The organism is Pedobacter ghigonis, assembly GCF_903166585.1.
Classification (GTDB): Bacteria; Bacteroidota; Bacteroidia; order Sphingobacteriales; family Sphingobacteriaceae; genus Pedobacter; species Pedobacter ghigonis.
In genome coordinates, this window is record NZ_CAESCM010000012.1 from 1 (window position 1) to 24,697 (window position 24,697).

At 39.7% G+C, this 24,697-nt stretch carries 17 protein-coding genes; 15 read left to right on the forward strand and 2 right to left on the reverse strand.

What is annotated here, in order from left to right; translation table 11 throughout:
- The first annotated feature begins 1,171 nt into the window (after positions 1-1,171).
- From HWV58_RS16975 to HWV58_RS17025, 11 genes are all read left to right on the forward strand, one after another.
- Positions 1,172-2,107, forward strand: a complete 936-nt coding sequence (locus tag HWV58_RS16975) for an outer membrane protein assembly factor BamD (RefSeq protein ID WP_175635234.1) — start codon at positions 1,172-1,174, stop codon at positions 2,105-2,107.
- 3 nt (positions 2,108-2,110) lie between these two features.
- Positions 2,111-2,437 carry a DNA-directed RNA polymerase subunit omega gene (locus tag HWV58_RS16980; RefSeq protein ID WP_025145617.1) on the forward strand — a complete coding sequence of 109 codons (327 nt, stop codon included), beginning with the start codon at positions 2,111-2,113 and terminating at the stop codon, positions 2,435-2,437.
- Positions 2,438-2,514: 77 nt separating this feature from the next.
- Positions 2,515-3,711, forward strand: a complete 1,197-nt coding sequence (gene coaBC / locus HWV58_RS16985; protein WP_175635235.1) for a bifunctional phosphopantothenoylcysteine decarboxylase/phosphopantothenate--cysteine ligase CoaBC — start codon at positions 2,515-2,517, stop codon at positions 3,709-3,711.
- Entirely contained in the window at positions 3,708-4,604 is an 897-nt protein-coding gene (gene porD, locus HWV58_RS16990) for a type IX secretion system protein PorD (RefSeq protein ID WP_175635236.1), read from the forward strand. The genes coaBC and porD overlap by 4 nt, the downstream gene beginning before the upstream one ends.
- 356 nt (positions 4,605-4,960) lie before the next feature.
- Positions 4,961-5,332, forward strand: a complete 372-nt coding sequence (locus HWV58_RS16995) for a BlaI/MecI/CopY family transcriptional regulator (RefSeq protein ID WP_175635237.1) — start codon at positions 4,961-4,963, stop codon at positions 5,330-5,332.
- Positions 5,333-5,427: 95 nt separating this feature from the next.
- Positions 5,428-7,515: a M56 family metallopeptidase gene (locus HWV58_RS17000; RefSeq protein WP_175635238.1), complete on the forward strand. Its 2,088-nt coding sequence runs from the start codon at positions 5,428-5,430 to the stop codon at positions 7,513-7,515.
- A 107-nt stretch (positions 7,516-7,622) separates the two neighbouring features.
- Positions 7,623-9,275 carry a DNA repair protein RecN gene (recN, locus tag HWV58_RS17005; RefSeq protein ID WP_175635239.1) on the forward strand — a complete coding sequence of 551 codons (1,653 nt, stop codon included), beginning with the start codon at positions 7,623-7,625 and terminating at the stop codon, positions 9,273-9,275.
- A 91-nt stretch (positions 9,276-9,366) separates the two neighbouring features.
- Complete coding sequence (locus HWV58_RS17010; RefSeq protein WP_175635240.1) at positions 9,367-10,590, forward strand: carboxypeptidase-like regulatory domain-containing protein; 1,224 nt, start codon at positions 9,367-9,369, stop codon at positions 10,588-10,590.
- Positions 10,591-10,691: 101 nt separating this feature from the next.
- Positions 10,692-11,909 (forward strand): carboxypeptidase-like regulatory domain-containing protein, encoded by a 1,218-nt coding sequence (locus tag HWV58_RS17015; protein ID WP_235972751.1) that lies wholly within the window; start codon positions 10,692-10,694, stop codon positions 11,907-11,909.
- A gap of 78 nt (positions 11,910-11,987) precedes the next feature.
- Positions 11,988-13,055: a PA0069 family radical SAM protein gene (locus HWV58_RS17020; RefSeq protein ID WP_175635242.1), complete on the forward strand. Its 1,068-nt coding sequence runs from the start codon at positions 11,988-11,990 to the stop codon at positions 13,053-13,055.
- Positions 13,056-13,102: 47 nt separating this feature from the next.
- The gene (locus HWV58_RS17025) at positions 13,103-13,975 is read left to right on the forward strand and encodes an ATP-grasp domain-containing protein (protein ID WP_175635243.1); all 873 of its coding nucleotides are present in this window, start codon (positions 13,103-13,105) and stop codon (positions 13,973-13,975) included.
- 92 nt (positions 13,976-14,067) lie between these two features.
- Here the strand turns inward: HWV58_RS17025 and HWV58_RS17030 are convergent, their stop codons facing one another.
- Both HWV58_RS17030 and HWV58_RS17035 read right to left on the reverse strand, forming a co-directional pair.
- Positions 14,068-14,592: a CAP domain-containing protein gene (locus HWV58_RS17030; RefSeq protein ID WP_175635244.1), complete on the reverse strand. Its 525-nt coding sequence runs from the start codon at positions 14,590-14,592 to the stop codon at positions 14,068-14,070.
- Positions 14,593-14,738: 146 nt separating this feature from the next.
- A complete protein-coding gene (locus HWV58_RS17035) occupies positions 14,739-17,288 on the reverse strand; it encodes an ATP-dependent Clp protease ATP-binding subunit (protein WP_175635245.1) in 2,550 nt (849 codons plus the stop codon).
- 803 nt (positions 17,289-18,091) lie between these two features.
- Between HWV58_RS17035 and HWV58_RS17040 the strand changes: the two genes are divergently transcribed.
- The 4 genes from HWV58_RS17040 to HWV58_RS17055 all read left to right on the forward strand — a co-directional run bounded on the left by HWV58_RS17040 (position 18,092) and on the right by HWV58_RS17055 (position 24,558).
- Positions 18,092-20,998: a SusC/RagA family TonB-linked outer membrane protein gene (locus HWV58_RS17040; RefSeq protein WP_175635246.1), complete on the forward strand. Its 2,907-nt coding sequence runs from the start codon at positions 18,092-18,094 to the stop codon at positions 20,996-20,998.
- An 18-nt stretch (positions 20,999-21,016) separates the two neighbouring features.
- Positions 21,017-22,516, forward strand: a complete 1,500-nt coding sequence (locus HWV58_RS17045) for a RagB/SusD family nutrient uptake outer membrane protein (RefSeq protein ID WP_175635247.1) — start codon at positions 21,017-21,019, stop codon at positions 22,514-22,516.
- Positions 22,517-22,660: 144 nt separating this feature from the next.
- On the forward strand, positions 22,661-22,978 hold the full coding sequence (locus HWV58_RS17050) for a hypothetical protein (protein WP_175635248.1): 318 nt from the start codon (positions 22,661-22,663) through the stop codon (positions 22,976-22,978).
- Between the two features lie 50 nt (positions 22,979-23,028).
- Positions 23,029-24,558, forward strand: coding sequence for a DUF4394 domain-containing protein (locus tag HWV58_RS17055; protein ID WP_175635249.1), 1,530 nt, complete (start codon positions 23,029-23,031; stop codon positions 24,556-24,558).
- The last annotated feature ends 139 nt before the right edge of the window (positions 24,559-24,697 follow it).

Here is a 24,697-nt window from a genome sequence, read left to right on the forward strand (position 1 = left end):
AAAAATAGTCTTCTTTTGTTTTGTCTGTTAGACATCACCTTTAAAATAAAGCTCCTTAATCATGTACTTCGACCAGTACTTCATTAAACCCGCTTTCGCTACATTGACATCTCTTTTAAGAACTTATCGGCGTCACCTCGCGGTTGCCTTTTTATATATCTTCAGGGTCTTGGTTTCTGCCGGTCTTATTCGTCCGGCCTTCAGTTTTCGCCTGTTTCAATCTTTTTTCGTTTGCTTTCCGCGACATCCGCCGCTCAGCTTTTTTTGCCCTTCCTTTCGGTTGGGAGTGCAAAGGTAGGAATCTTTTTTTAACTTCCAAATAAAATATTTTTTATTTTTTCGTTTCCTTTTTTCCCTTCTTCGCTATTTCAATACGCTAATTTTATTTAGCTTCCCTCTCCTTCCGGAGCGGGCTGCAAAGGTAACAATCTTTTTCCTTCCTGCAAGCTTTATTTTAAAATAAATCCTGCCCTATCCCCTCTATTGTACGCTTTTCAATTAACTCCCTCTCCTTCCGAGCGGGTTGCAAAGGTAGGAAAAATTATAAAGCCCACAAATGGATTTGTAGGTTTTCTGAAAGAATTTGGCTAAATAATTGGTTTACAGCAGGAAATAATATTAAGGAATACCAAACAATTAGCGCTCCTGGGTTGTTATCGGGCAATTTATCCCAGCGACAGCCCGTTTTTAACCACAAAGGGCGCGAAGAAAAGCACAGCGCACGCAAAGTCCTTTCCATTATTATAGGGCCTTAGCTCCATGCACTATGCTTTTTTTTATCATTAAGCAGTTAAGGAAATTAAAGTTTGAAGGCTGCTTTTGCTTTTTTGTGCGTCATGACGACCTGTCTTGCACCGCCCCAGCCACTTAAACCCGGCCGGAGTGGAAAACCCGCATCCCGATATTTCAATCGGGAGAGGATTTGAAGCAAAGGACGGGAACGTACCTATATAGTAGTACAGACATTGCTTTTCGAATAAAAGGGAAATAAGTTATACTATATAAAGCATATATATAAAAGCAATACCGAAAAGAATAAGCTAGCACATTACGAACCATACTATATATATGTTAAAAATTGTTAACTGTTTATTTGTACTGAATTGCTTTACATAGCTTAGCGGCGAATTGTTTTTATTGATGTTATCGTATTATTAATTATCTTTGCAGAATGTTTAAAGTTAAACACTTAATTATTTTAGTATTTGTTGCCGCTTTGGGTGTGGCAGGTTGTAAAAGTCGTTTCGAGAAATTGAGGGCGAGTAACGACGTGGCTAAAAAATACCAGGAGGCGCTTCGTTTGTATAATAAAAGGGATTACAGCAAGGCATTGGTGCTTTTTGAGGATCTTTCTCAGAAATACCGTGGCCGTGCAGAAGCTGAAGATCTGAACTATTATTATGCTTATACCTTATACAGATTAAGTGATTATACTACGGCCAGGTATCAGTTTAAGAGCTTTGCAGATACTTATCCTGCAAGTAAAAATGCTGAGGAAGCCAGGTATATGGGCGCATATTGCTATTATTTAGAATCGCCAAATTTCTCTTTAGATCAGGAAAACACTTATAAGGCGATTGATGCTTTGCAGCTTTTTATCAACTTATACCCTACCAGCGACCGTGCAGCTGCTGCCAGCAAGTACATTGCCACTTTAAGGGGTAAACTGGAAGATAAGGCTTTTGAAAATGCTAAAATGTATTTAACTACCGGTCCTAGTAATATCGATAATTACAGAGCTGCAGTTATTGCTTTAAAAAATGCACAAAGAGATTACCCGGATATTAAATACGCCGAGGAAATGGATTTCTTAATGATTAAGGCGCAATATTTATACGCTAAAAACAGTTTGGTTTACCGTCAGGAAGATCGTTATAATGAAGCACTTGCTTTATATACCGAGTTTACAGAAAATCATCCTGAAAGTCAGTATACCAAGGATGCCAAACTATTGAAAGAAGATGTTGAGGCTGGTATTGTAGCTACCAAACAAGAAATTGCCTTGTATAACACCGAACAGGAAAAATACAAGAAAATGCTGATCAGAGCTGGTAAAATAAAAGATACCGCTGCTGCAACAAATAAAACGGATATTAAAAACAAGTAATACATGAATACTAACAAACCTGCTGTACCAAATACTACAGTTACCAGAAACGTACACGATTTAGATAAAACTACAGATAACTTATACGAATCTTTAGTTGTGATTGCTAAAAGAGCAAATCAGATTTCGAACAACGTTAAAGAGGAGTTACACGGTAAATTAGCAGAATTTGCATCGAGCAACGATAATTTAGAAGAAATTTTCGAAAACCGCGAGCAAATTGAAATCAGCAAGCATTACGAACGTATGCCTAAGCCTGTTTTAGTTGCTATTGATGAATTTTTGAACGAGAAAATTTATCACAGGAATCCTGCTAAAGAACAAAAGTAAAAGCATTGCGCATAGCGTTTAGAGCAAAGCGTTTTTAGCATTACGCTCTATGCTCCATGCCCTGTGTACTCTGCATTATGCTAAAAAATAAAAATATAATCCTTGGCGTTTGCGGCAGCATCGCAGCATATAAATCGGCCTTTCTGGTTCGGTTGCTTGTAAAAGCTGGTGCAAACGTAAAGGTTATCCTTACCCCTGATGGTGCTAATTTCATAACACCACTTACCCTTGCTACGCTTTCTAAAAACCCCGTTTATACCCAGTATTTCGAAGAGGAAACCGGTGTATGGAGCAACCATGTAGAATTGGGCTTATGGGCCGATCTCATCATCATTGCCCCTATTAGCGCCAATACCCTGGCCAAACTGGCTACCGGAATTTGCGACAATTTGCTAACAGCAGTTTACCTTTCGGCGAAATGCCCGGTTTATGTTGCTCCGGCAATGGATTTAGACATGTGGAAACACGAAAGCACACAGGCCAACATTGCAAAAATTAACAGCTACGGCAATATCGTTATTGCACCCGGAAGCGGCGAACTGGCCAGTGGTTTATATGGCGAAGGCCGTATGGCAGAGCCCGAAGAAATTATTTCTTTTCTGGATGAAGCTATAAAAAAATCGATGCCACTATACGGCAAAAAAGTAATGGTAACAGCCGGACCGACTTACGAAGCGATAGATCCTGTTCGTTTTATAGGTAACCACTCCTCGGGTAAAATGGGCTTTGCTTTGGCAGATGAACTGGCCAGATTGGGTGCCAATGTGACTTTAATAGCAGGACCAACTGCTCAAAAATCGAGTCAAACAGTAAAAAGGACAGATGTAGTAAGTGCGCAACAAATGTACGAAGCCTGTTTAGCTGTATTCCCTGAAACCGACATTACCGTTATGTGTGCCGCCGTGGCAGACTACCGACCAAAAATTGTAGCTACCAATAAGATCAAAAAGCAGCATAGCAGCCTGGTGCTCGAACTCGAAAAAACAGTCGACATACTGGCTACCCTGGGTAAAGCGAAAAAGGGGAATCAGATTCTGGTTGGATTTGCTTTAGAAACCAACGATGAAGAAAATTATGCCAAAGGTAAACTGGAAAAGAAAAATCTCGATCTGGTAGTTTTAAATTCTTTAAACGATAAGGGCGCAGGTTTTAAATCAGATACCAATAAAATTACTATTTTTAACAAGGCTTTAGAACGCAGTGTTTTCGAAATGAAAGCTAAAGCCGATGTTGCTAAAGATATTTGCTCAGCTATTTTAAAAATTGCAAAATGATAAAAAGGATTTTTTGGATATTGGTGTTGCTAACCGGCTTTGGTAAAGTACAGGCGCAGGAATTAAATGCGCGTGTAACTGTACTGGCTCCTCAGGTGTCGAACATTAGCAAACCAACGCTTGATGCCCTTCAAAAAACAATCCGCGATTTTTTAAACAACAACAAATTCAGCAACGAAGCTTACAAGCCGCAAGAGCGTATCGACTGTAGTTTTATCATTACCATCAACTCCTGGGATGGCGGATCGGGATATACGGCCGAAGCCCAGATTCAGAGTAGTCGACCGGTTTTTAACAGTTCGTACAACAGCACCTTGCTGAACATGAGCGATAAAAACTTCGATTTCAATTACCTGGATGGCTCTACTATCGATTTTTCTGATCAGAATTATATTTCGAATATCAGTGCCCTCCTCAGCTACTATGCCTATACCATTATCGGGATGGACAAAGACAGTTTTAGCAAAATGGGTGGAACTCCTTTTTATAAAAAAGCACAAAACATCATTAACCTGGCACAGGCCTCTGGCAATACCGGCTGGAAAGCAGCTGATGGTTTACGTAACCGTTTTTGGTTTAACGAGAATGTGCTGAACCCGATTTTTGGCGAACTGCGTAGCTTTATTTACAGCTACCATTTAAGTGGCCTCGATCAGCTAACAGATAACGATAAAGGTTTAAACCAAATTGTAGCGGCACTCCCTGCCCTGCAACAAATGGATAAACAGAAACTGGGATCCATTTTCCCTAACGTTTATTTTGCCTCAAAAGCAGAAGAAGTAACCAACGTACTCACCAAACTGAATGTACAGGAGCGTTTAAAAGCCTACAATATGCTGGCTGAAATCGATCCGGCAAATATTGGCAAATATGAAGGGTTGAAGAAAAACTAGTTTAATGGTTAATCGGTTAATTGTTGGTTAGTCCTTTAAAACAAATTGACCCTTTACGGGATATATTCTTACAGTTAACCAATTGACCAGTTCAAACAATTAACCCCTTACCAGATCTACTCTCACAGTTAACCAATTAACCAGTCCAAACAATTAACCCCTTACCAGATCTACTCTCACAGTTAACCAATTAACCAGTTCAAACAGTTAACCTTCCACCAGATGCAACTTTCCCCCCTCTCCTGCGTCTTATACTCATTAACCCAGTACAATAGTTAAATTTTTGTTAAAACATTTTGATATTACGAATATCTTCGTACATTTGATTACGAAATAATTCGTACAACCTGTAACATATGGCGAATAACAACATCAAACCAACAGAAGGCGAAATGGAAATCCTCCAGGTGCTTTGGCATAAGGGGAATGCAACGGTAAGAGAAGTGCATGAATCATTGAACAAAAAAGACTCAGGCTACACCACTACCCTAAAACTGATGCAGATTATGCATGAAAAAGGAATGGTAGAAAGAGATACTAACCAAAAAACACACATCTATAAAGCATTGGCTAGTCAGGATAAAACCGAAAAGCAATTGGTAAACAAAATGATCGACAATGTATTTAACGGATCGGCAGCAAGATTGGTAATGCAGGCTTTGGGTAACCACAGCGCAAGTGCAGATGAGATTGATGAAATTAAAAAATATTTAGACAGCCTTAAATAAGGCCGAAAGTTGAGGGTTGAACGGTGTAGGGTATAGCTCCCTAATTGAAATGATTATTCGGGTATAACCCGTTAAAAAAAATTAAAACCACCATTATGGAAACTTTATTACAACAATTCATCAAAGCATTTGGCTGGAGCATTTTAAACTCTTTGTGGCAAAGTGCTATTATTTACGGTGTGTTATTTATCGTAATGCTTAGCTTACCTAAACTGGCAGCAAAGCACAAACACAATCTTGCTTTTAGTGCCATTATTTTAATGTTTATTGGTTTTGGTTACAATTTTATTAGTCAGATGATGCTGAGTACCAATAGTCAGGCACCTGCAATCAACCCGCAGAATATCCAGGTTTATCAATACTTTAACAACCTGCCACCCAGCTTTAGCAGTAAGGCCGAACAGTATTTCCCAATTGTAGTCGCTTTTTATATCATCGGTATTTTGCTTCAACTCTTTGTAATTGCTAAAGGCTACAATCAGTTGTCTAAACTAAAAAAGGATAGCTTAAGTGCTATTCCCGAAAGCTGGAAAGCAATTTTCAAACAAGTAACAGCGCATCTTAAAATCAAAAAAAGTATCCAGTTCCACTTGTCGGCTATTGTGAATGTGCCTTTGGTTATCGGTTATTTAAAACCAGTAGTACTGTTTCCGGTAGCACTGGTAAACCAGCTGGATAACGATCAGGTAGAAGCGATCCTCATCCACGAACTATCTCACATCAGAAGAAACGACTTTTTATTAAACCTGATCAAAACAGCGATAGAAACCTTGCTTTTCTACAACCCATTTGTGTGGATGGCAGGTCGTTTCATCCACATTGAGCGCGAACATGCCTGCGATGACCTGGTACTTAAAATTACCGGAAAGCCATTGAACTATGCCCATGCCCTGCTTAAACTGGAACTGCTTAAAGATAAGAACAGTCCGGCCTATGCGTTGGCAGCAACCGGTAAAACCCAGAATTTATATCAACGTATTAAAAGAATAACCAACATGAAAACAAATTATTTAAATGCCAAACAACAAATGGCAGCCCTAACGCTTGGTGTAGCCTGCTTGTTTTCTATAGCCTGGATCAATCCGACAGAAAAGAAAAAAGAAACCAAAAAACCAGCCAAACAGGAAATGGTGAGATTTGTTGCCTCAGCTCCAACTTTTAACCATACTTTCTGTACCGATACCACCAAGAAACGTAAAATTAAAATTGTTACTGTTGATGCCAACGGCAATAAAACCGAATACAACTCGGTAAAAGAAATGCCGGATAGTATCCGCAAAGATTTTTACAGGGATGAACTTTTTGGTGGAAGAAATGCTTTCAGAATCCAGATGGATAGTGGCTTTAAATTCAAAGATTCGTTATTCAGGGTTAAAATTGACCGTGAGTTTAATTCGCCTGAAGCACAGGCTAAATGGAAAAAATTTGGAGAAGATATGGCCAAACAATACAATTCGCCGGAAGCACAAGCCAAATGGAAAAAATTCGGAGACGATATCGCCAAACAATATAACTCGCCAGAAGCACAAGCTAAGTGGAAAAAATTTGGAGAGGATATGCAAAAGAAAATGAACTCACCAGAAGCCCAGGCTAAATGGAAAAAAATGGCTGAAGACATGTCTAAACAATTCAGCTCACCAGAAGCGCAGGCCAAATGGAAAAAATTTGGAGAAGATATTGCTGCAAAAGTAAATACACCCGAATTTAGGGCACAGGTAGATCGAATTAACTTAAGCATTGCAAAAGATATTGATTTGTCTAAACTATCTGCACTTAGCAACCTACGTAGCGATTCTCTGGGTCAAAAGTACAGAGATGCCCATATCCTATACTTCGACAACAGCAACAATAAAGTAAAACAAACCGAAGAGTACAAAAAGCTGAGAGAAAAATTTGATAAAGAAGTAAAAGAGCTGCAAGAGAAGATCGAAAAAAAGGAGAAGACAGAGAAAAAGGAAAAAATTGAAGGTGGCAACAAAGGCACCTATGTAATGCCGGCTGTGATGCTTTATAACAACAAGAATTTCACCAGCCCCGTTAAAGCATTAAATACAGAAAATGCACTGGTAACTTATAAAGACACCAATTTCAAAGTTGCCGACCAGCTGGCATTGAAAACTTTTATCAAAACTGACAATATCAATCTATTGGATAATAATAACATCAATATTGCAATTAAATAAAAAGAAGCTAAACCACACAAATTTAATTGAGCAGCGAAGAGATTATTCTTCGCTGTTTTTGTTTTGCATTGAATGTTGAAATATCTTTTTAGTATTTTCGCAAAGCTATGCTTCAAAAACTTTCTATACGTAATTACGCATTAATTGATAGCCTCGATATTGAGTTCGATCGCGGCTTAAACATTATAACCGGCGAAACCGGTGCCGGAAAATCGATCATTCTAGGTGCATTGTCGCTAATTTTGGGCCAAAGGGCAGAAAGTAAATACTTTTTTAACCAGGATAAAAAATGTGTAATTGAAGGAAGTTTTGCACTGGCTGACGAGAACCTGAAAGAACTTTTTGAAGAAAATGATCTCGATTTTTCTAAAGAAAGCCTTTTGCGCCGCGAAATTTCGATAGATGGGAAATCGCGCTCCTTCATTAACGATACCCCGGTTAACTTATCCATTCTAAAACAGATTGGCGAAAAACTGATCGACATCCATTCGCAGCATGCCACACAGGAAATAAACGATACCGATTTTCAATTGCTGATTGTAGATTCGCTGGCCAGTCACCAGCCGCTTTTGACCGACTACCGCAGCGGATTTAAAAAACTGAAGCATGACAATAACCTGTTAAAAAAACTTGTTAGCGAAGCGAACGAGGCCAGAAACAGGCAAGATTACGAGCAATTTTTGTTTAACGAGCTGGAGCAGGCCAAACTGCAGGAAGGTGAACAGGAAGAACTGGAACTGGAACTGGAACGCCTCACTCATGCCGAAACCATTAAAAGAGCCCTGCTTACTGCTTCAGGTTTAATTAGTGAAAGCGAGCCTTCTGCCCTTCAGATTTTAAAAGAGGCATCGTTACAACTGCAGGGGATAGAAAAATTCGATCCGGCCATTAATGTGTTATACGAGCGTTTGCGTTCGTCGATTATCGAAATTAAAGACATTACCGATGAAGTTGCAAGCATTGAAGAAAACACCTTGCACAGCGCCGATCGCCTGGAAATTGTAAACCAAAGACTCGATTTATTTTATTCACTTCAGCAGAAACACCGCCTGGCCAACAATACCGAGCTTCTGGCCTTTCAACATCAGCTGGAAGATAACCTGAACCAGCTTTTATCTTCTGATGAGCATATCGAAAAACTTCAAAAAGAGATTTCGCAACTTCAGCAGGAACTGCAGCAAAAAGCTACGCAGTTAAGCGCCAATAGAAAAAAAGCCATTAAACAGGTTGAAGAACAAACCGGTCTTACCCTAAAAAAAGTTGGCATGCTGAATGCCAGATTATTTTTAGACCAGAAAGTAGTAGCCGAACTGAATAAAGATGGTTTAGATGAAATCAACTTATTATTTACAGCTAACGCCGGTCAGGCCCCTGCCCCGGTTAGTAAAGTAGCATCGGGGGGTGAATTATCGCGCTTAATGCTGGCCATTAAAGCCTTGCTGGCTCAACATACCTCACTTCCAACCATTATTTTTGATGAGATTGATACCGGTATTTCGGGCGAAACTGCCTTAAAAGTCGGCGAAGTTATCTCCGATCTTGGCAATAACATGCAGGTAATTTCCATTACCCACTTGCCGCAGATTGCAGCTAAAGGCGAATCGCATTATTTTGTACATAAACACGAAGATAGTGGAAAAACTACCACAGGAATTCGTAAATTGAAGCAGGAAGAGCGCATTGGCATTATTGCCGAAATGTTGAGCGGTAAAAACCCCGGAGCATCGGCTGTAGAAAACGCAAAAGAGTTATTGGCATAATCTATTTGTGCTGTCAGATGGAAATATCTGACACTACCAAAAATTTTCATTAAGCATTATTAAAACTAAATAATTAGTTTATATTTAATCGATGAAATCATTATTAATTCTACTCTCGCTTGTTATCGCTGGCACATTGTGTTCTGCGCAAAATTATACCCTTACCGGTATGGTGAAGGATAAGCGTGGAGAAGCATTACCCGGTGCAGGTATTTATGTGAGTGGTTACAAAATTGCTACCTCTTCTGATAATAACGGAGCTTATAAACTCCTCTTAAAGCCCGGAAACTACGATATCCTGGTGCAGCTACTTGGATATAAAGCGCTCAATAAAAATGTAGTCGTTGCCGATAAAGATGTAAAACTCGATCTGATTCTTGAAGAAAGTGTTACCCAACTGGAAGAAGTAACCATAAAACCCGATCTAAACAGGGCGCATTATATTGCCATGTTTAAGGATTTCTTTGTCGGAACAACCCCTAATGCTGCGCAATGCAAACTCATTAATCCCAATGTGCTGATTATCGATTACGACAGGGAAAATGCTTTGCTTACTGTTAAGAGTAATCAGTTTCTCATCATCGAAAACAAAGCACTCGGTTACCGCATCAAATACCTGGTTAATAATTTCGAATACAGCCGTAAAACCAATATTATTTATTACGAGGGCTACCCTACTTACGAGGATTTAAAAGGCTCAAAACGCCAGAAACAAATCTGGGATAAAAAGCGCTTAACTGCTTACTTGGGTTCACCGCAGCATTTTTTCAAATCCTTATACCACAAAAAGGCTACGGAAGAAGGTTTTATCATCAATAAACTGCAAAGTGTTCCAAACCGCGACAGGCCTAAGGACAGCCTGATCAACGCCAATATTAAGCGTTTTGGTCAGGCGCAAACTTTTACGGGCAACATTCACCTCACCATGGGCGATTCGCTAAATTACTGGACCAAGAAGAAAAACCTGCCAAAAGAGATTTCAGTACTAAGTAAAGCTCCGGTATTACAAGATACTTTAGCACGGCCAACCCCTGATGCTGCCATTAAGGCCATTAATTTTACAGATAAACTTTATGTGGTTTATACCAAAGAAACCGAGGATCCATCCTTTACAGAACGGCTTGGCTTTTCGATTAGCAGGCCACCCGACTATTTTGGCTATCAAATATCAACTGTCACTTTACAGGTAGCCCCCGTATATTTTTACGAAAACGGAGGCATTTACAATCCACGGTCGATGCTTTTTTCGGGCTACTGGGCCTGGGAGAAAATTGCCGACAGTGTACCTATGGATTATTTGCCACCCCGACCGTAAAAAAGCCGTGGTTAAGTGTTAAAATTGTTAAAAATATTTTTGCTTTTTAATAAATATTAAGCCTTTTGGTTACATTCGTCTCCATGATTAAAAGCCTTTTAGTGTCACTATTATTCCTGATCTGGGGCGCTAATGCTATTGCTCAAAATACCTACACGATCAGCGGTTTGGTACGCGATCAGAAAGATGGCTTACCCGGTGCAAGCATTTATTTAAGCGGGTATAAAATTGCTACTGTTGCCGATAACGACGGCCGTTTTAAACTGACGAATCTTAAACCAGGCAGTTACGATTTGCTGGTGCAGATTGTGGGCTACCTTCCCTATTCCAAAAGTGTAATCATATCTGATAAATCGGTGCAGGTAGAATTAGTCTTGAAAGAAAATGTTGCCCAGCTTGATGAGGTAACCGTTAGGGCCGATCCGAACCGGCAGAAATACATCAACCAGTTTAAAGAGTTCTTTATTGGCAAAACACCGAATGCCCTTCAGTGTAAAATTCTGAATCCGCAGGTTTTAAATGTTGATTTCGATATTACCAAAAGTACCTTAACTGTTTCTACCACCGAGTTCCTGATTGTAGAAAATAAAGCGCTGGGCTACCGTCTGAAATATATGCTCGATCGTTTTGAGTATAACTCGCGTACACACATTATTTACTACTCCGGTCACCCGTTTTTTGAAGAGTTAAAAGCTTCTGCTTCGAAAAAGAAAAAGTACATTGGGGCAAGAGAAGTGGCCTATTACGGCTCGTCGCAGCATTTCTTCCGCTCACTTTATGCCAATAAAGCACAGGAGGAAGGCTTTATCATCAATAAAATGGTTAAGGTACCCAATCCAAACCGTTATCCGGAATATGTAATTAATACCAATCTGGAGAAAATAAAAGCGGTGCCCGAAAAAACAGGTATCAGGCAAACTAAAGGAAAGGTTGATACAGCCTTACTCGCTTTCTGGACCAAGCAAAAGGAAATGCCGCGTACCATCGATAAATTTTCGCGGGCTGATGTACTTACCGATACGCTTGTACACTATTATAACCAAAACCTGAAATATTTGAGTTATACCGATGCCCTGCTGATTCAATACACCAAAGAAAAAGAATCGCTGGCTTACTCTAAAACCGGTTTCTGGATTTTCAGGCCGTTGGATGTGCCGGAAAATGAAATTTCTGTTGCCAATCTAACTGGTGAGGGTGTTCGTTTCTACGAAAATGGCGGCATTTACGATTCGAGATCATTACTGTATGAGGGTTACTGGGCTTACGAAAAAGTGGCCGATATGGTACCTATGGATTATATTCCGCTGGCTAAAAAGTAAAACCTTCTTGTTTGCAATTGTGGAAAAGTGCCCATAATGCCGCTTTCAAATTACTAATATTTTTAGTAATTTTATCGTATGATGAGCGGAGAAGAAAAACAATATTTTAAGGGGCGGGGCGCACAGGTTAATCCGCACAACCGTTTTTTGAAAGATGTGTACGTAAAAGAGCACGATGAAGGGATAGACGATTGGGAAGAAAGCGACCGCAAAACCTCGTTCATTTTTGAGCATTCGAAAACCATTGTAAATAAGGTTGACAGTCCGGATGTAGGCATGGCTTATTCCCTAAACCCTTACCAGGGCTGCGAGCATGGCTGTACCTATTGTTATGCCCGCAATTCGCATCAATACTGGGGTTACAGCGCAGGTATAGAATTTGAACGCAAAATTATTGTAAAACAGGATGCTCCTGCCCTCTTTAAAAAATTTCTAGAGAAAAAAGGATGGGACGCTACTACCATTTCACTCTCAGGCAATACCGACTGCTACCAGCCTGCCGAAAGAAAATTTAAACTTACCAGGCGGTTGCTCGAAATTGCCCTGGCTTATAAACAGCCCATTGGCATGATCACCAAAAACTCGTTAATCTTACGCGATAAGGATATTTTGCAGGAAATGGCTAAACTGAACCTTTGCATGGTTTATGTTTCCATTAACAGTTTAAACGAAGACTTAAGGCAGGTAATGGAACCCCGTACCACCACTGCCAAGCAAAGGTTAAGGATTGTTGAAGAATTGAGCCAGGCCGGCATCCCCATGGGGGTTATGGTTGCACCGCTCGTACCGGGATTAAGCGATCATGAAATTCCTAAAATATTAAAGGCCGTTGCCAATGCTGGTGCCATAAAAGCAGGCTATACGGTGGTGCGGTTAAATGGTGCCATTGCGCAGATATTTGAAGACTGGCTGCGTAAAAATTTCCCTGATCGCTTTGATAAAGTTTGGCACATGATCCAGAGCTGCCATGGTGGCCAGGTAAACGACAGTCGCTTTGGCGACCGTATGCGGGGTGATGGGAATATTTCGCAAATGATCAGAGACAATTTCAGGCTGCACTGTCGCCTGAACGGCCTAAATGTAAAAGATATTATTTTAGACCACAGCCTTTTTAAAATTCCTAGCGATCAGATCAGTTTGTTTTAATCAAAATATTAACCGGTTAAATTCATAATTTGCTATAATTTTGTGCCATGAATATTGCATTAGTTACCTATCTGGATAAAGGCGCTTACGATAGTGCCACTGTTGAAAGTGAAGACGATAAACTCTTAATTTTTTTAAAGGAGAAAGGATTAAGCATTGAAAAAGTAATTTGGAATGATCCCGAAATAAACTGGCAAGATTATGATTTAGCAGTATTAAAATCTCCCTGGGATTATTTTGACCTCATAAACGATTTTTACCAATGGCTTGAAAAACTGGCACAGCTAAATGTAAGGCTACTTAACCCCATTGAACGGGTAAAATGGAATTCCAATAAATTATACCTGCAGGAAATTGAAGCAGCTGGATTAAAAATTACGCCAAGTACCTTTATTCGCAAAGCGGAAAGTGTTAACCTGAACGATTTCTTCGCGAAATTTGGAGTAGATAAACTGATTGTAAAACCCTGTGTAAGCGGCGGAGCTAAAAATACTTTTAAGGTTACAGCTGATAATGTGGCAGCAGTAAACCACAAACTAAATGAGCTACTGCAGGAAGAGGACTTTATTGTACAACCCTTTTTGCCCGAAATTCTCGAAAACGGAGAATGGTCGTTTATTTTCTTTAATAGCGTATACAGCCATTCGCTGGTTAAACAGGCAAAACCAGGCGATTTTAGGGTTCAACCGGCTCATGGCGGTTCAGTTCATCCGCAAAGCCCCAGTAAGGAGCAAATTTTTATAGCACAACAATACATAGATTTATTTGCGAAAAACGCGCTCTATGCACGGGTTGACGGCACTTTTGTTAACGGCCAATTTTTATTGATGGAACTGGAACTTATTGAGCCTTTTCTATTTTTAAATACCGACCCGCAAAATTATGAGCGGTACTATCAGGCCTTGAAGGAGTTAATGTAAAGATAATCGTCATTTCGAGCGGAGTGCACGCTATCGGTGAAAACTGGCTTGCTTCATCCGATAGCTATCGGATCGAAATGACGATCGTATTTTTATTTTGAAGCAAAAACCTGTGCCCAGTAATTATCCGTTCTGGCAGCCCCCATTTCTTTAAAAGATGCAGTCATCATGTTTTTGCAATGGCTTTCGCTTGCCAACCACTCATTAAAAACCTGTGCTTCTGTAGTTTGCCCCGATGCTAAGTTTTCGCCAACTGTTGTCCAGTTATAACCTGTTGCAGTAACGCGTGTGCCAACCGTTTCTCCATTTGCAGAGGTATGCACCAGGCTTTTTATAGATGCGGTATATTTACTCTGATAAATAGCGGCCGAAGCCAAATTTACATTCCAGGTTAGTGCAGCAACCGGAGGCATGGTGGTGCTACCACATTTACAACCCGCCAAACGTGTATCATTAACCAATTTTAACAACGCATCGTTATTGATATTGGTGGTCGTAGAAATTTCTATTTTTAATGTTGGAGGTGTCTCTGTAGTGGTAGAATCAGTTCCTTTTTTACATGACATGAGTGCACAGCATAGCGCTAAGCACATTAATTTGGGGACGATAGATTTCATGACTATGGTTTGTTTAGCGAAAGATACATTGATTTTTTAAAAAATAATCGTCCACCATAATCTTTTTCTTACTCTATAAACAGCTATCAGACATTAACAGGCCGTTTTAAACAAAAAAACTCCCGATTTTCATCGGGAGTTTCAAGTTATTTAGCTGAAGAATCTTCTTCTGCTGATTGTTCTTTCTTCTTTTCGCCTTTTTTGTGATTTACTGAGATCAGATCGGCTGTTTTATCGTAATCGATTTCCAAAACATCTCCTTCAGTTAATTCACCTTTAAGGATTTCTTCCGCAATCGGATCTTCCAGATATTTCTGGATAGCCCTTTTTAAAGGGCGGGCACCGAAGTTACTATCGAAACCTTTATCGGCAATATATTCTTTTGCATTTTCAGTTAAGGCAATATCATAACCTAAAGTATGTACACGACCGAATAAAGCTTTTAATTCGATATCGATAATTTTGAAGATTTCTTCTTTACCTAAACTGTTAAATACCACTACATCATCAACACGGTTTAAGAACTCAGGTGCAAAAGCGCGTTTTAAAGCACTTTCAATTACACCACGACTGTGCGATTCTGCCTGATTGTTTTTAGCTGAAGTAGAGAAACCAACACCCTGACCGAAATCTTTCAATTGGCGTGCACCAATGTTCGATGTCATAATAATGATTGTATTTCTAAAATCAACTTTACGGCCTAAGCTATCTGTTAATTGTCCTTCGTCTAAAACCTGCAATAAGATATTGAATACATCAGGGTGCGCTTTTTCAATCTCATCCAATAAGATCACAGCATAAGGTTTTCTTCTAACTTTTTCAGTTAACTGTCCACCTTCTTCATAACCTACATATCCCGGAGGCGCTCCTACTAAACGCGATACTGCAAATTTCTCCATGTACTCGCTCATGTCAATCTGAATCAGCGAATCGTCGCTATCAAACATGAAACGTGCCAGTTCTTTTGCCAATTCCGTTTTACCTACACCAGTTGGACCTAAGAAAATAAACGAACCAATTGGTTTTTTAGGATCTTTTAATCCGGCTCTTGTACGTTGGATGGCTTTGGTTAATTTCTTAATCGCATCATCCTGACCGATAATTTTCTCGGCCACTTTATCGTACATGTTCAACAGTTTCTGACTATCGGTTTGGCCAACACGTTGCACCGGAATACCAGTCATCATGGCCACCACCTCAGCTACGTTATCTTCTGATACTTCGTAACGTTTGGTTTTGGTTTCAGCCTCCCACTCAGCTTTGGCTTTATCTAATTCTTCAATTAAATTTTTCTCTGTATCGCGGAGTTTTGCTGCTTCTTCGTATTTCTGACTACGTACAACCTTGTTTTTCTCTAACTTGATATCTTCAATTTTAGCTTCGATATCAATAATGTTTTGAGGAACATGGATATTGGTTAAGTGAACTCTCGATCCCGCTTCATCTAATGCATCAATAGCTTTATCAGGCAAGAAACGATCAGAAATATAGCGAGAAGTTAACGTAACGCATGCCTGAATGGCCTCATCGGTATAAGTTACACCGTGGTGCTCTTCGTACTTATCTTTAATACGGGTTAAAATCTCAACAGTTTCATCAGGAGTTGCAGGCTCAACCATCACTTTTTGGAAACGACGGTCTAAAGCGCCATCTTTTTCAATGTACTGACGGTACTCATCTAAAGTAGTGGCACCAATACATTGAATTTCACCCCTGGCCAATGCTGGTTTAAACATGTTCGAAGCATCAAGCGAACCAGATGCACCACCTGCGCCAACAATGGTATGAATCTCATCAATAAATAAAATTACATCAGTAGATTTTTCAAGCTCGTTCATCACAGCTTTCATACGCTCTTCGAACTGACCACGGTATTTCGTACCGGCCACAAGCGAAGCCAAATCTAACGTAACTACACGTTTGCCAAAAAGCACACGCGAAACTTTACGTTGTACAATACGCAAGGCCAGGCCTTCTGCAATTGCTGATTTACCCACTCCCGGCTCACCGATCAAAATCGGGTTGTTCTTTTTCCTGCGGGATAAAATCTGAGATACTCGCTCAATTTCTTTCTCGCGGCCAACAATCGGATCTAAACGACCTTCTTCTGCTGCCTTGGTTAAATCGCGACCGAAATTATCTAAAACAGGTGTTTTAGATTTTATATCTGACACTTTTTTAGGTGTACTAAAGCTTTCTTCTTCACGATAATCGTCGTCGCCACCTGTAGAGGCGCTGTTCGAAATATCGTCTCTGAAGCCGTTCTTATTTACTTCTACTTCTTGTTTAAAAACATCGTAAGTAACACCATACTGCAACAAGATTTGCGAGGCAATGTTATCATCATCTCTCAAAACCGATAACAATAAATGTTCGGTACCAATTAAATCGCTTTTAAATATTTTAGCTTCTAAGTAAGTAATCTTTAAAACTTTTTCGGCCTGTTTCGTCAACGGTATATTGCCTAAGTTTACTGTAACACTCGATGTACCGCGAACGGCATCTTCAATTGAGCGGCGCAATTTACCAGTATCAACTCCTAACGATCGTAAAATTTTTATTGCCATACCATCGCCTTCGCGGATGAGGCCTAATAATAAATGCTCGGTTCCGATGTAATCGTGCCCTAAGCGGAGCGCTTCCTCCCTACTAAAAGAGATTACATCTTTAACCTGTGGTGAAAATTTTGCTTCCATAATACCTTTCTTAACAGCTACGTCCCTAAACTATAAAATAAATTATAAAAAGAGTAAGTGCTGTTTTCTTTATTTTATCAACAATTGCGCCATCCGGGTGGATAAAGAGGCCTATACACGCCTGAAAGCCTTAAAATCAATGCAAGAATACCGTCGTGATAAATAATATTTTATTTCTATTTATCTACGTATTAAGTGTTATAAAGGTTTTAAAGGGACTTTTGCCAAAAACATCCGCTTCAAATAATTTTATTGTCGGTTTATTGTAAGTATTTCCCAACGCTTAGAAACTGACAAATTGTATCTATTTATATAGGCAATTTACAAGTTTTGACAGAAAAATAAAAGGAACATGCCATCATTTAACATTTTCATTAGATAAAAATCAATAACCTAATGAAACCTTTACTCGCCATCTAATAATTACTATACGTGATGAACATAAAATTGGTTGTTTTTGTTTGGGAAAATGTAACAGAACCGCTCTTTACATTTCTCCAAAAGCTAAGTATGCGCAACAGAAACAAACGTTTGCGTACATATAACCCCATAGCAACTGTCATCATAATCTGTCGTAACGATAAAAGGAGTTAAAAAGCCCGGTATTATCTTATTTACACCATGTTTCAGGCAAACGTTTGCGCTGCATTAATCGTTTGATGTTAATTTTTAAGGTAATAGTTTAGTAATAACTGGTTAAATAAAAGTACAAAACATGAACATGAGAGTAACGTTTATCCCTCCTTAAAAGCCTCAGCGCTCCGAAAAACAACAAACCTAAAAACTAATCTAACCTGAAAAACATGAAGAAATTAATTTTAATAATTTCCCTTATGGCCTGTGCTTTTTTGTTAAAGGCACAAAATCGCGCCATCACTGGTACTGTCACTGACAGTAAAAAGCTTCCACTTCCTGGCATAACAGTAACTGTACTTGGCACTAAAACTGCCACACAAACTGATGCAAACGGAAGATATTCTATCAACGCCGACAATGAGAGCAGCCTGGAGTTTAAAGCATTGGGCTTTAGCACTCAAACGCTTAAAGTTGGTACAAACACCACGCTCAATGTTTCTTTAACAGATGAAACGACTAATCTTGATGCCGTAACAGTTGTAGGTTATACCACTAAAAAGAAATCGGAAATTTCGAGTGCGGTTACAACTGTAAGCGGTTCGCAACTAAATGATGTAACTTCGGTAAACCTGGGTAATTTGCTACAGGGTAAAGCACCTGGCGTGGTAGCGAGCTCGGCCTCTGGCGATCCAACAGCCGGCTCAACCGTTGTTGTTCGTGGGGTGGGTACCATTAATGCAGGTATCGGACCACTTGTTGTGGTTGACGGAAATATTGGCGGTACCTATAATCCTGCCGATGTAGACAACATCACCATATTAAGAGATGCCGCAGCCACAGGTTTATATGGCTCGCGCGCGGCAAACGGTGTAATTATTGTAACCACTAAAAAAGGTAAAGCCGGCGAAACCCGTTTTAGTTTAAATTCTACTGTAGGCTTTGCTCAGGCTACTACCGGTAATTTCCAGTTGATGGATGCCCAGCAACTTTACGACTACCAGAAAACATTTTTCACCACTCCTCCTGCTGCTTCACTGGTAAATACCAATTCCAATTGGTGGAATGAGGCTTTTAGAACGGCTATGGTAAATAACCATACTTTAACTGCCTCGGGTGGAAGCGAGAAAAATCAGTTCTACATATCGGGCAACTATTTTAAAGAAGAAGGTACACTCATCAATAATGATAAAAGCCAATATAGTTTAAGGGCTAATCTTTCTTCCCAGCTCACTAAAAAACTGAAATTAAATGCCTTGCTCAGTGGTATTGTAATTAACGATAATATAAATCCCGAAAGTGCGGTGTACCAGGCTTACCTGAATATGCCTTACGATCCGGCGTATAATGCCGATGGCAGCCCGACCGATCCACGAAACATTCCATCCTGGAAAGGCAGAGACCGGTCTAACTTCTTTCAGAGTTTACAATACAGCTATTCTAAAGCCAGAAGTTTTACTACTACGGGGGATATTAACCTGGATTACGACCTGCTTAAAAACTTAACCATTTCGAGTTATAACCGTGCCACAATTGCTAGTGGCCGCTCAAACAACTATTACGACAGAAGAAGCCAGAGCGGAGCTACCAATTTAGGTACGGCTTCTTTAACCAATACTTTTGCCACTACCCTACTATCATCGAACAGGATTAAGTACGCTGTAAATATTGGCCAGCATAATTTCAGTATTTTAGGTGTTGCGGAGATAGAGAGCTATAAATATGATACTAACGGAATAACAGCAAAAGGCCTTCCGGCGGGAATGGACGCAATAAATACGGCTACAGATATTACCAACAAACCAACTGGCAGCTATGATGCTTACAAAAACATTAAATATTTAGCCCAGGCCGATTATAGTTTCCAAAGCAAATATTATTTAGTGGCATCTATTGTTAACGAATATGCTTCGAGATTTGGGAAAAACAATCCGGCAGCCACCTTTTACCAGTTCGGAACTTCCTGGATTTTATCGAACGAAAACTTTTTAAAAGATAATAAGACGATTTCCTTTCTAAAACTGCGCGCAAGTGCCGGTACTACGGGCAATCAGGGAGGTATTGATTATTACCAGTCGTTTGGCTTGTATAATTTAAATGCAGCAGCATCTTACAATGGCCAAACCGGCGCTTTCCCTACGCAGATTGCCAATCCTGATTTAACCTGGGAAAAATCGAGAACATACAATTTGGGGGTAGATTTTAGCTTATTTAAGCGCATAGATGTAACTTTTGATGCCTATGACAAGCGCAATTCGGATTTATTATTTGCGGTGCCGCTGCCTTCAACTGTAGGTTATGCCAACATTAGAAGAAACATTGGTTCAATCAGGAACCGCGGGATAGAGTTTACCATCAACTCCAAAAATATCCAGTTAAAAGATTTTAATTGGGAAACCAGTTTTAATATGTCGTTTAACCGGAACAAGGTAATGGAACTCAATCAGGGCTTACTAGTTGTAAATACAGGCACGCAGCCAATTGCCTTAGGTCATGATATGGATGAGTGGTACATGCAAAAATGGGCTGGGGTTAATCCGGCTGATGGCAAGCCTCTTTGGGAAAAATTAGACGACCCAACCGGGGTAACCAGTACCTATAACCAGGCTACAAGGCAATATACAGGTAAATCGTCTGCGCCTAAATTCAGCGGTGGGTTAACCAATACACTTGCCTATAAAAACTTCACACTTTCGGCCTTTCTAAACTTTGTTTATGGCAACTGGGTGTATAACGATAGCCGCTTCTATTTCGATAATGATGGTGTTTATGAAAGTTATAACCAGCAGGTATTGCCTAAAGGATCGGTAAGATGGACCACACCCGGCCAAACTGACGCAACACATCCACAGGCTAAATTCGGAGGTAACCTGCAGTCGCACCAAACTTCTACCCGTTTCCTTGAAAACGGTAGTTATTTGAGGTTAAGAAACGTAACTGTTGGTTACAATTTACCTGCAAGCTGGCTTAAAAAAGCTTCAATAAATGCAGCACGCCTGTATGTTAGTGGCGATAACTTGTTTACGGCTACTAAATTTTCTGGCGTAGATCCTGAAGTAGATCTAACTGGTGGTATATCATCATTCAGATACCCCACAAGCAGAAGATTTGTTTTTGGCGTTAATTTAACTTTCTAACCTTAAATGAAATTAAAAATGAAAACCTATCATAAACACATTATAAAAATCGCTCTTGCAACAGCCGTAATTTTTTCGGTCGCTTCCTGCCGGAAAAACTTCTACCCTTCTGATAGAGTAGAAGATAGTGGATTACTGAATACTATTGAAGGGATGCGCACTGCAACTTTAGGTAATTACGCAACTTTAAAGGGATTAAATTATGAAAATAATTACCACTGGCTGGCTGAGCTTCCTTCTGATGAAGTGGCTCAGGGTCAGAACTCATCGAGCGATGTAACCAATTTATATAAATACACCCATTTGGTAAATTCGGCCAATGCAACTGCATATTTTCAGCAGGCATATTATATTGCCGCAGCTGCTAATAAGATCATTAAGTTGATCCCCGATAATGCATCGACCGACATGCTACAGGTAAAAGGAGAAAATCTGTTCCTGAGGGCAATGTTACATTTCAATTTAGTACGGATGTTTGGAAGGCCTTACGCGCAAAACCCAACTGCTAATCCGGGAGTGCCTATTTTGAGCGAAAACCTGAGTGATTCGGAAGCTGCTACCATTAAAAGAAGTACGGTTGCCCAGGTTTACGATTTTGTACTGGCCGATCTTTTAAAGGCTGCCCAATTTATCACCGCCGAGAAGAGCAATAGTTTCGCCACCAAAATGGCGGCTTATGCTTTGTTATCAAGAGTATATTTATACATGGATAATAATGCAAAAGCGGTAGAATATGCAGATCTGGTAATCAACTCCAACAAATATCAGTTGCTGCAAAATACACAGTATCAAAACTACTTCAGGGTAGATCCCGAAACCAACCGCGAAAGTATATTTGCTATAAAACACACCAAAACGGAAAATTACGATTACTCTGCTGTAGGCTCTTTATATTACAGTGGCGATGCCAATGGTAATGCCCTGGGTCAGGGTGAGAGTGGATGGGGAGAAATATATGCTTCTACCAAGTATTATAATTTTCTTAATAAAAACCCTCAGGATAAGCGCAAAAGCTTTATCTCTCCGTATGTTGTAGGTGGTACGCAACAGCTTAACGGTAAACTTACCCCGCCGGCTCCCATTTACTATGTAAACAAAAACAACTTGCAGGAAGGGGTTATCAATTTAACATCCCCTGTTTATTTGAGGCTGGCCGAACAATATCTGAACCGCGCAGAGGCCAATGCTAAACTGAATAAAGCACAATTGGCACTTGATGATGTAAATATAATCAGAGCACGTGCAGGCATACCTGTTTATACACTTGCAGATGTTACGCCAACGCACAGTATTTTAGATATTGTGTTGGAAGAAAGATGGCTCGAACTAGCCTTTGAAGGGCACCGGGCTTATGATCTGTTTAGGAATAATCGTCCCGTGGTGAGGGATTACCCTGGAACACATTCTACCATAAATGGTTCGGTAAATCAAACCATTAATCCTACCGACGCACGGGTAGTTTATTTTATTCCACAAACCGAGAGAGATAAAAACCCAAACTTATCTCAAAATCCATAGGTATACATTTACAAAAACAGGTTGAAAAAAATTCAACCTGTTTTTGTATTCTGTTTTCAAAAATCCAAATAAATTATTCCATAAAAATCTAAAGAAGTTCTTTTGTCGTATATACTGTTAAATCCTTAAAACCGGATTTCCAACATGGTGTCTATTTATCAGAGACTTCTAATTGTACTGATTTTAACTATCGCTTTTGCGGGTAAGTTAGCAGTGTATGCCTATACAATTCAAAAACCGTTTCAAGAAATACTAAAAGAAAAGAATAGCAAACAAGATAAAACTGCGGGAAATGAAAATAACGGACAGGAAGAAGAAAAGCTCAAGCTTGACGACCTTGCCATTAACAGATTAATACAATTTGATTTTCTAGATATTACAAACGGCAAAACCAGCCTGTTCACAAGCGACTACATGCTGGTTAGCTGTTTTCTTCAAACATTAGAATACCCTCCTAAATAAGTGCAGGCACTTATCCTTAACTCTTAATTTCTTAATTAAACCTTAAAACCATGGTAAAAGCTAAACTTTTCACCATAGTAGCCCTATTGGCTATTATGGCCCCTATTTTATTTTCTGCATGTAAAAAAGACAGGAATAATACTCCCGACCAAGAAACATTAACTCCAGGGCCAGATGTTAATCTTTATGCCCTTACTGCAGATAACAAGCTCTTATTAATCAACGCTAAAAATCCAACATCAATAACTGCTCAGGTAAGCATTTCGGGACTTCAAAGTGGCGAAAGTATTTTAGGAATCGACTTTCGTCCCGCTACCGGGCAATTATACGGAGTAGGAAGCACCAGTCGCATATATGTTATTGATCAAAAAACTGGTGCTGCACGATCTGTTTCTACAGCACCATTTACACCGGCGTTAAGTGGAACTTCGGTAGGTTTTGATTTTAACCCAACAGTAGATCGCATCCGTTTGGTTACTTCAACCGGGCAAAATCTACGTTTAAATCCTGAAAACGGTGGTGTGGCAGCTACGGACGGAACTGTTAACGGCGTAACCAATGCCAAAGTATCGTCGGTTGCTTATACCCAAAATAAGGCTGGAGCAAGTACAACATTACTTTTCGATATAGATATAGCAAATGATAAGCTTCATAAACAAGATCCACCAAATGATGGAAAGTTGGTTGAAGTTGGCAGTTTAGGTTTCGATTTTGAAGATGTTGGTGGTTTTGATATTAATCCCGATGGAACTGTTGCATTAGCCGCTTTAACTGCTGGCGGAAAATCTGGTCTATACCTAATTGATCTGGCTTCGGGTAAAGCTTCAAAAATCAGCAATATTGATCAACAGATTACTGGTATTGCCATCCCTACCGAACCAGTTGCTTATGCTGTTTCAAACAATAACGAATTATTAATTTTCAATCCAACTGCTGCAACGCCAACTTTTGTAGTTAAAGCAATTACGGGTATACAAACCGGTGAAAGCATTTTGGGTATTGATATGCGCCCGTTAAACGGACAGTTATTTGCAATTGGAAGTACAAGCAGAGTTTATTCGATAAATGCTTCATCTGGTCTTGCAGCTATGGTAGGAACAGGGCCATTAAGCACCTTGTTAACAGCCACCCAGGTGGGGATAGATTTTAATCCAACTGTTGATAGGATTAGAATAGTTGGTAACACAGGGCAAAATTTCAGGATAAATCCTGTTGATGCTGCACTTACAGTTGATAGCCCCATTTCTTTAAGTACTGTAGCAATTTCTGCTGCTGCATATACTAATAACTTTGCAGGGGCAACTACAACTATATTGTTTGATGTTGATTCTACCACAGACCGCTTATATAAGCAAGACCCACCCAATGCAGGAACATTGGTTGATGTTGGCCCGCTGGGTGTAAACATTGAGGCAAACAGTGGCTTTGATATTGGAGGCACAAGTGGAATTGCCTATGGCATATTTACTGTTAGTGGTGTTCAAAAACTATATACCGTAAATTTAACAACAGGTGCCGCAACCGCAGGTGCAACCATTAGCACAGCAGTGCGTGGCTTTACCTTGGGTTTAGGTTTCTAATCCAATCTATCTCTTCAAATAAAAAACAAAAAGCCTTTCAATCCTGAAAGGCTTTTTAAATTTACTAACGTTTACGGTATCTACTAAGAATTAATCCGTGTTTTAAAAGTATAACATTTATTCAGCAAGTTACCAATTG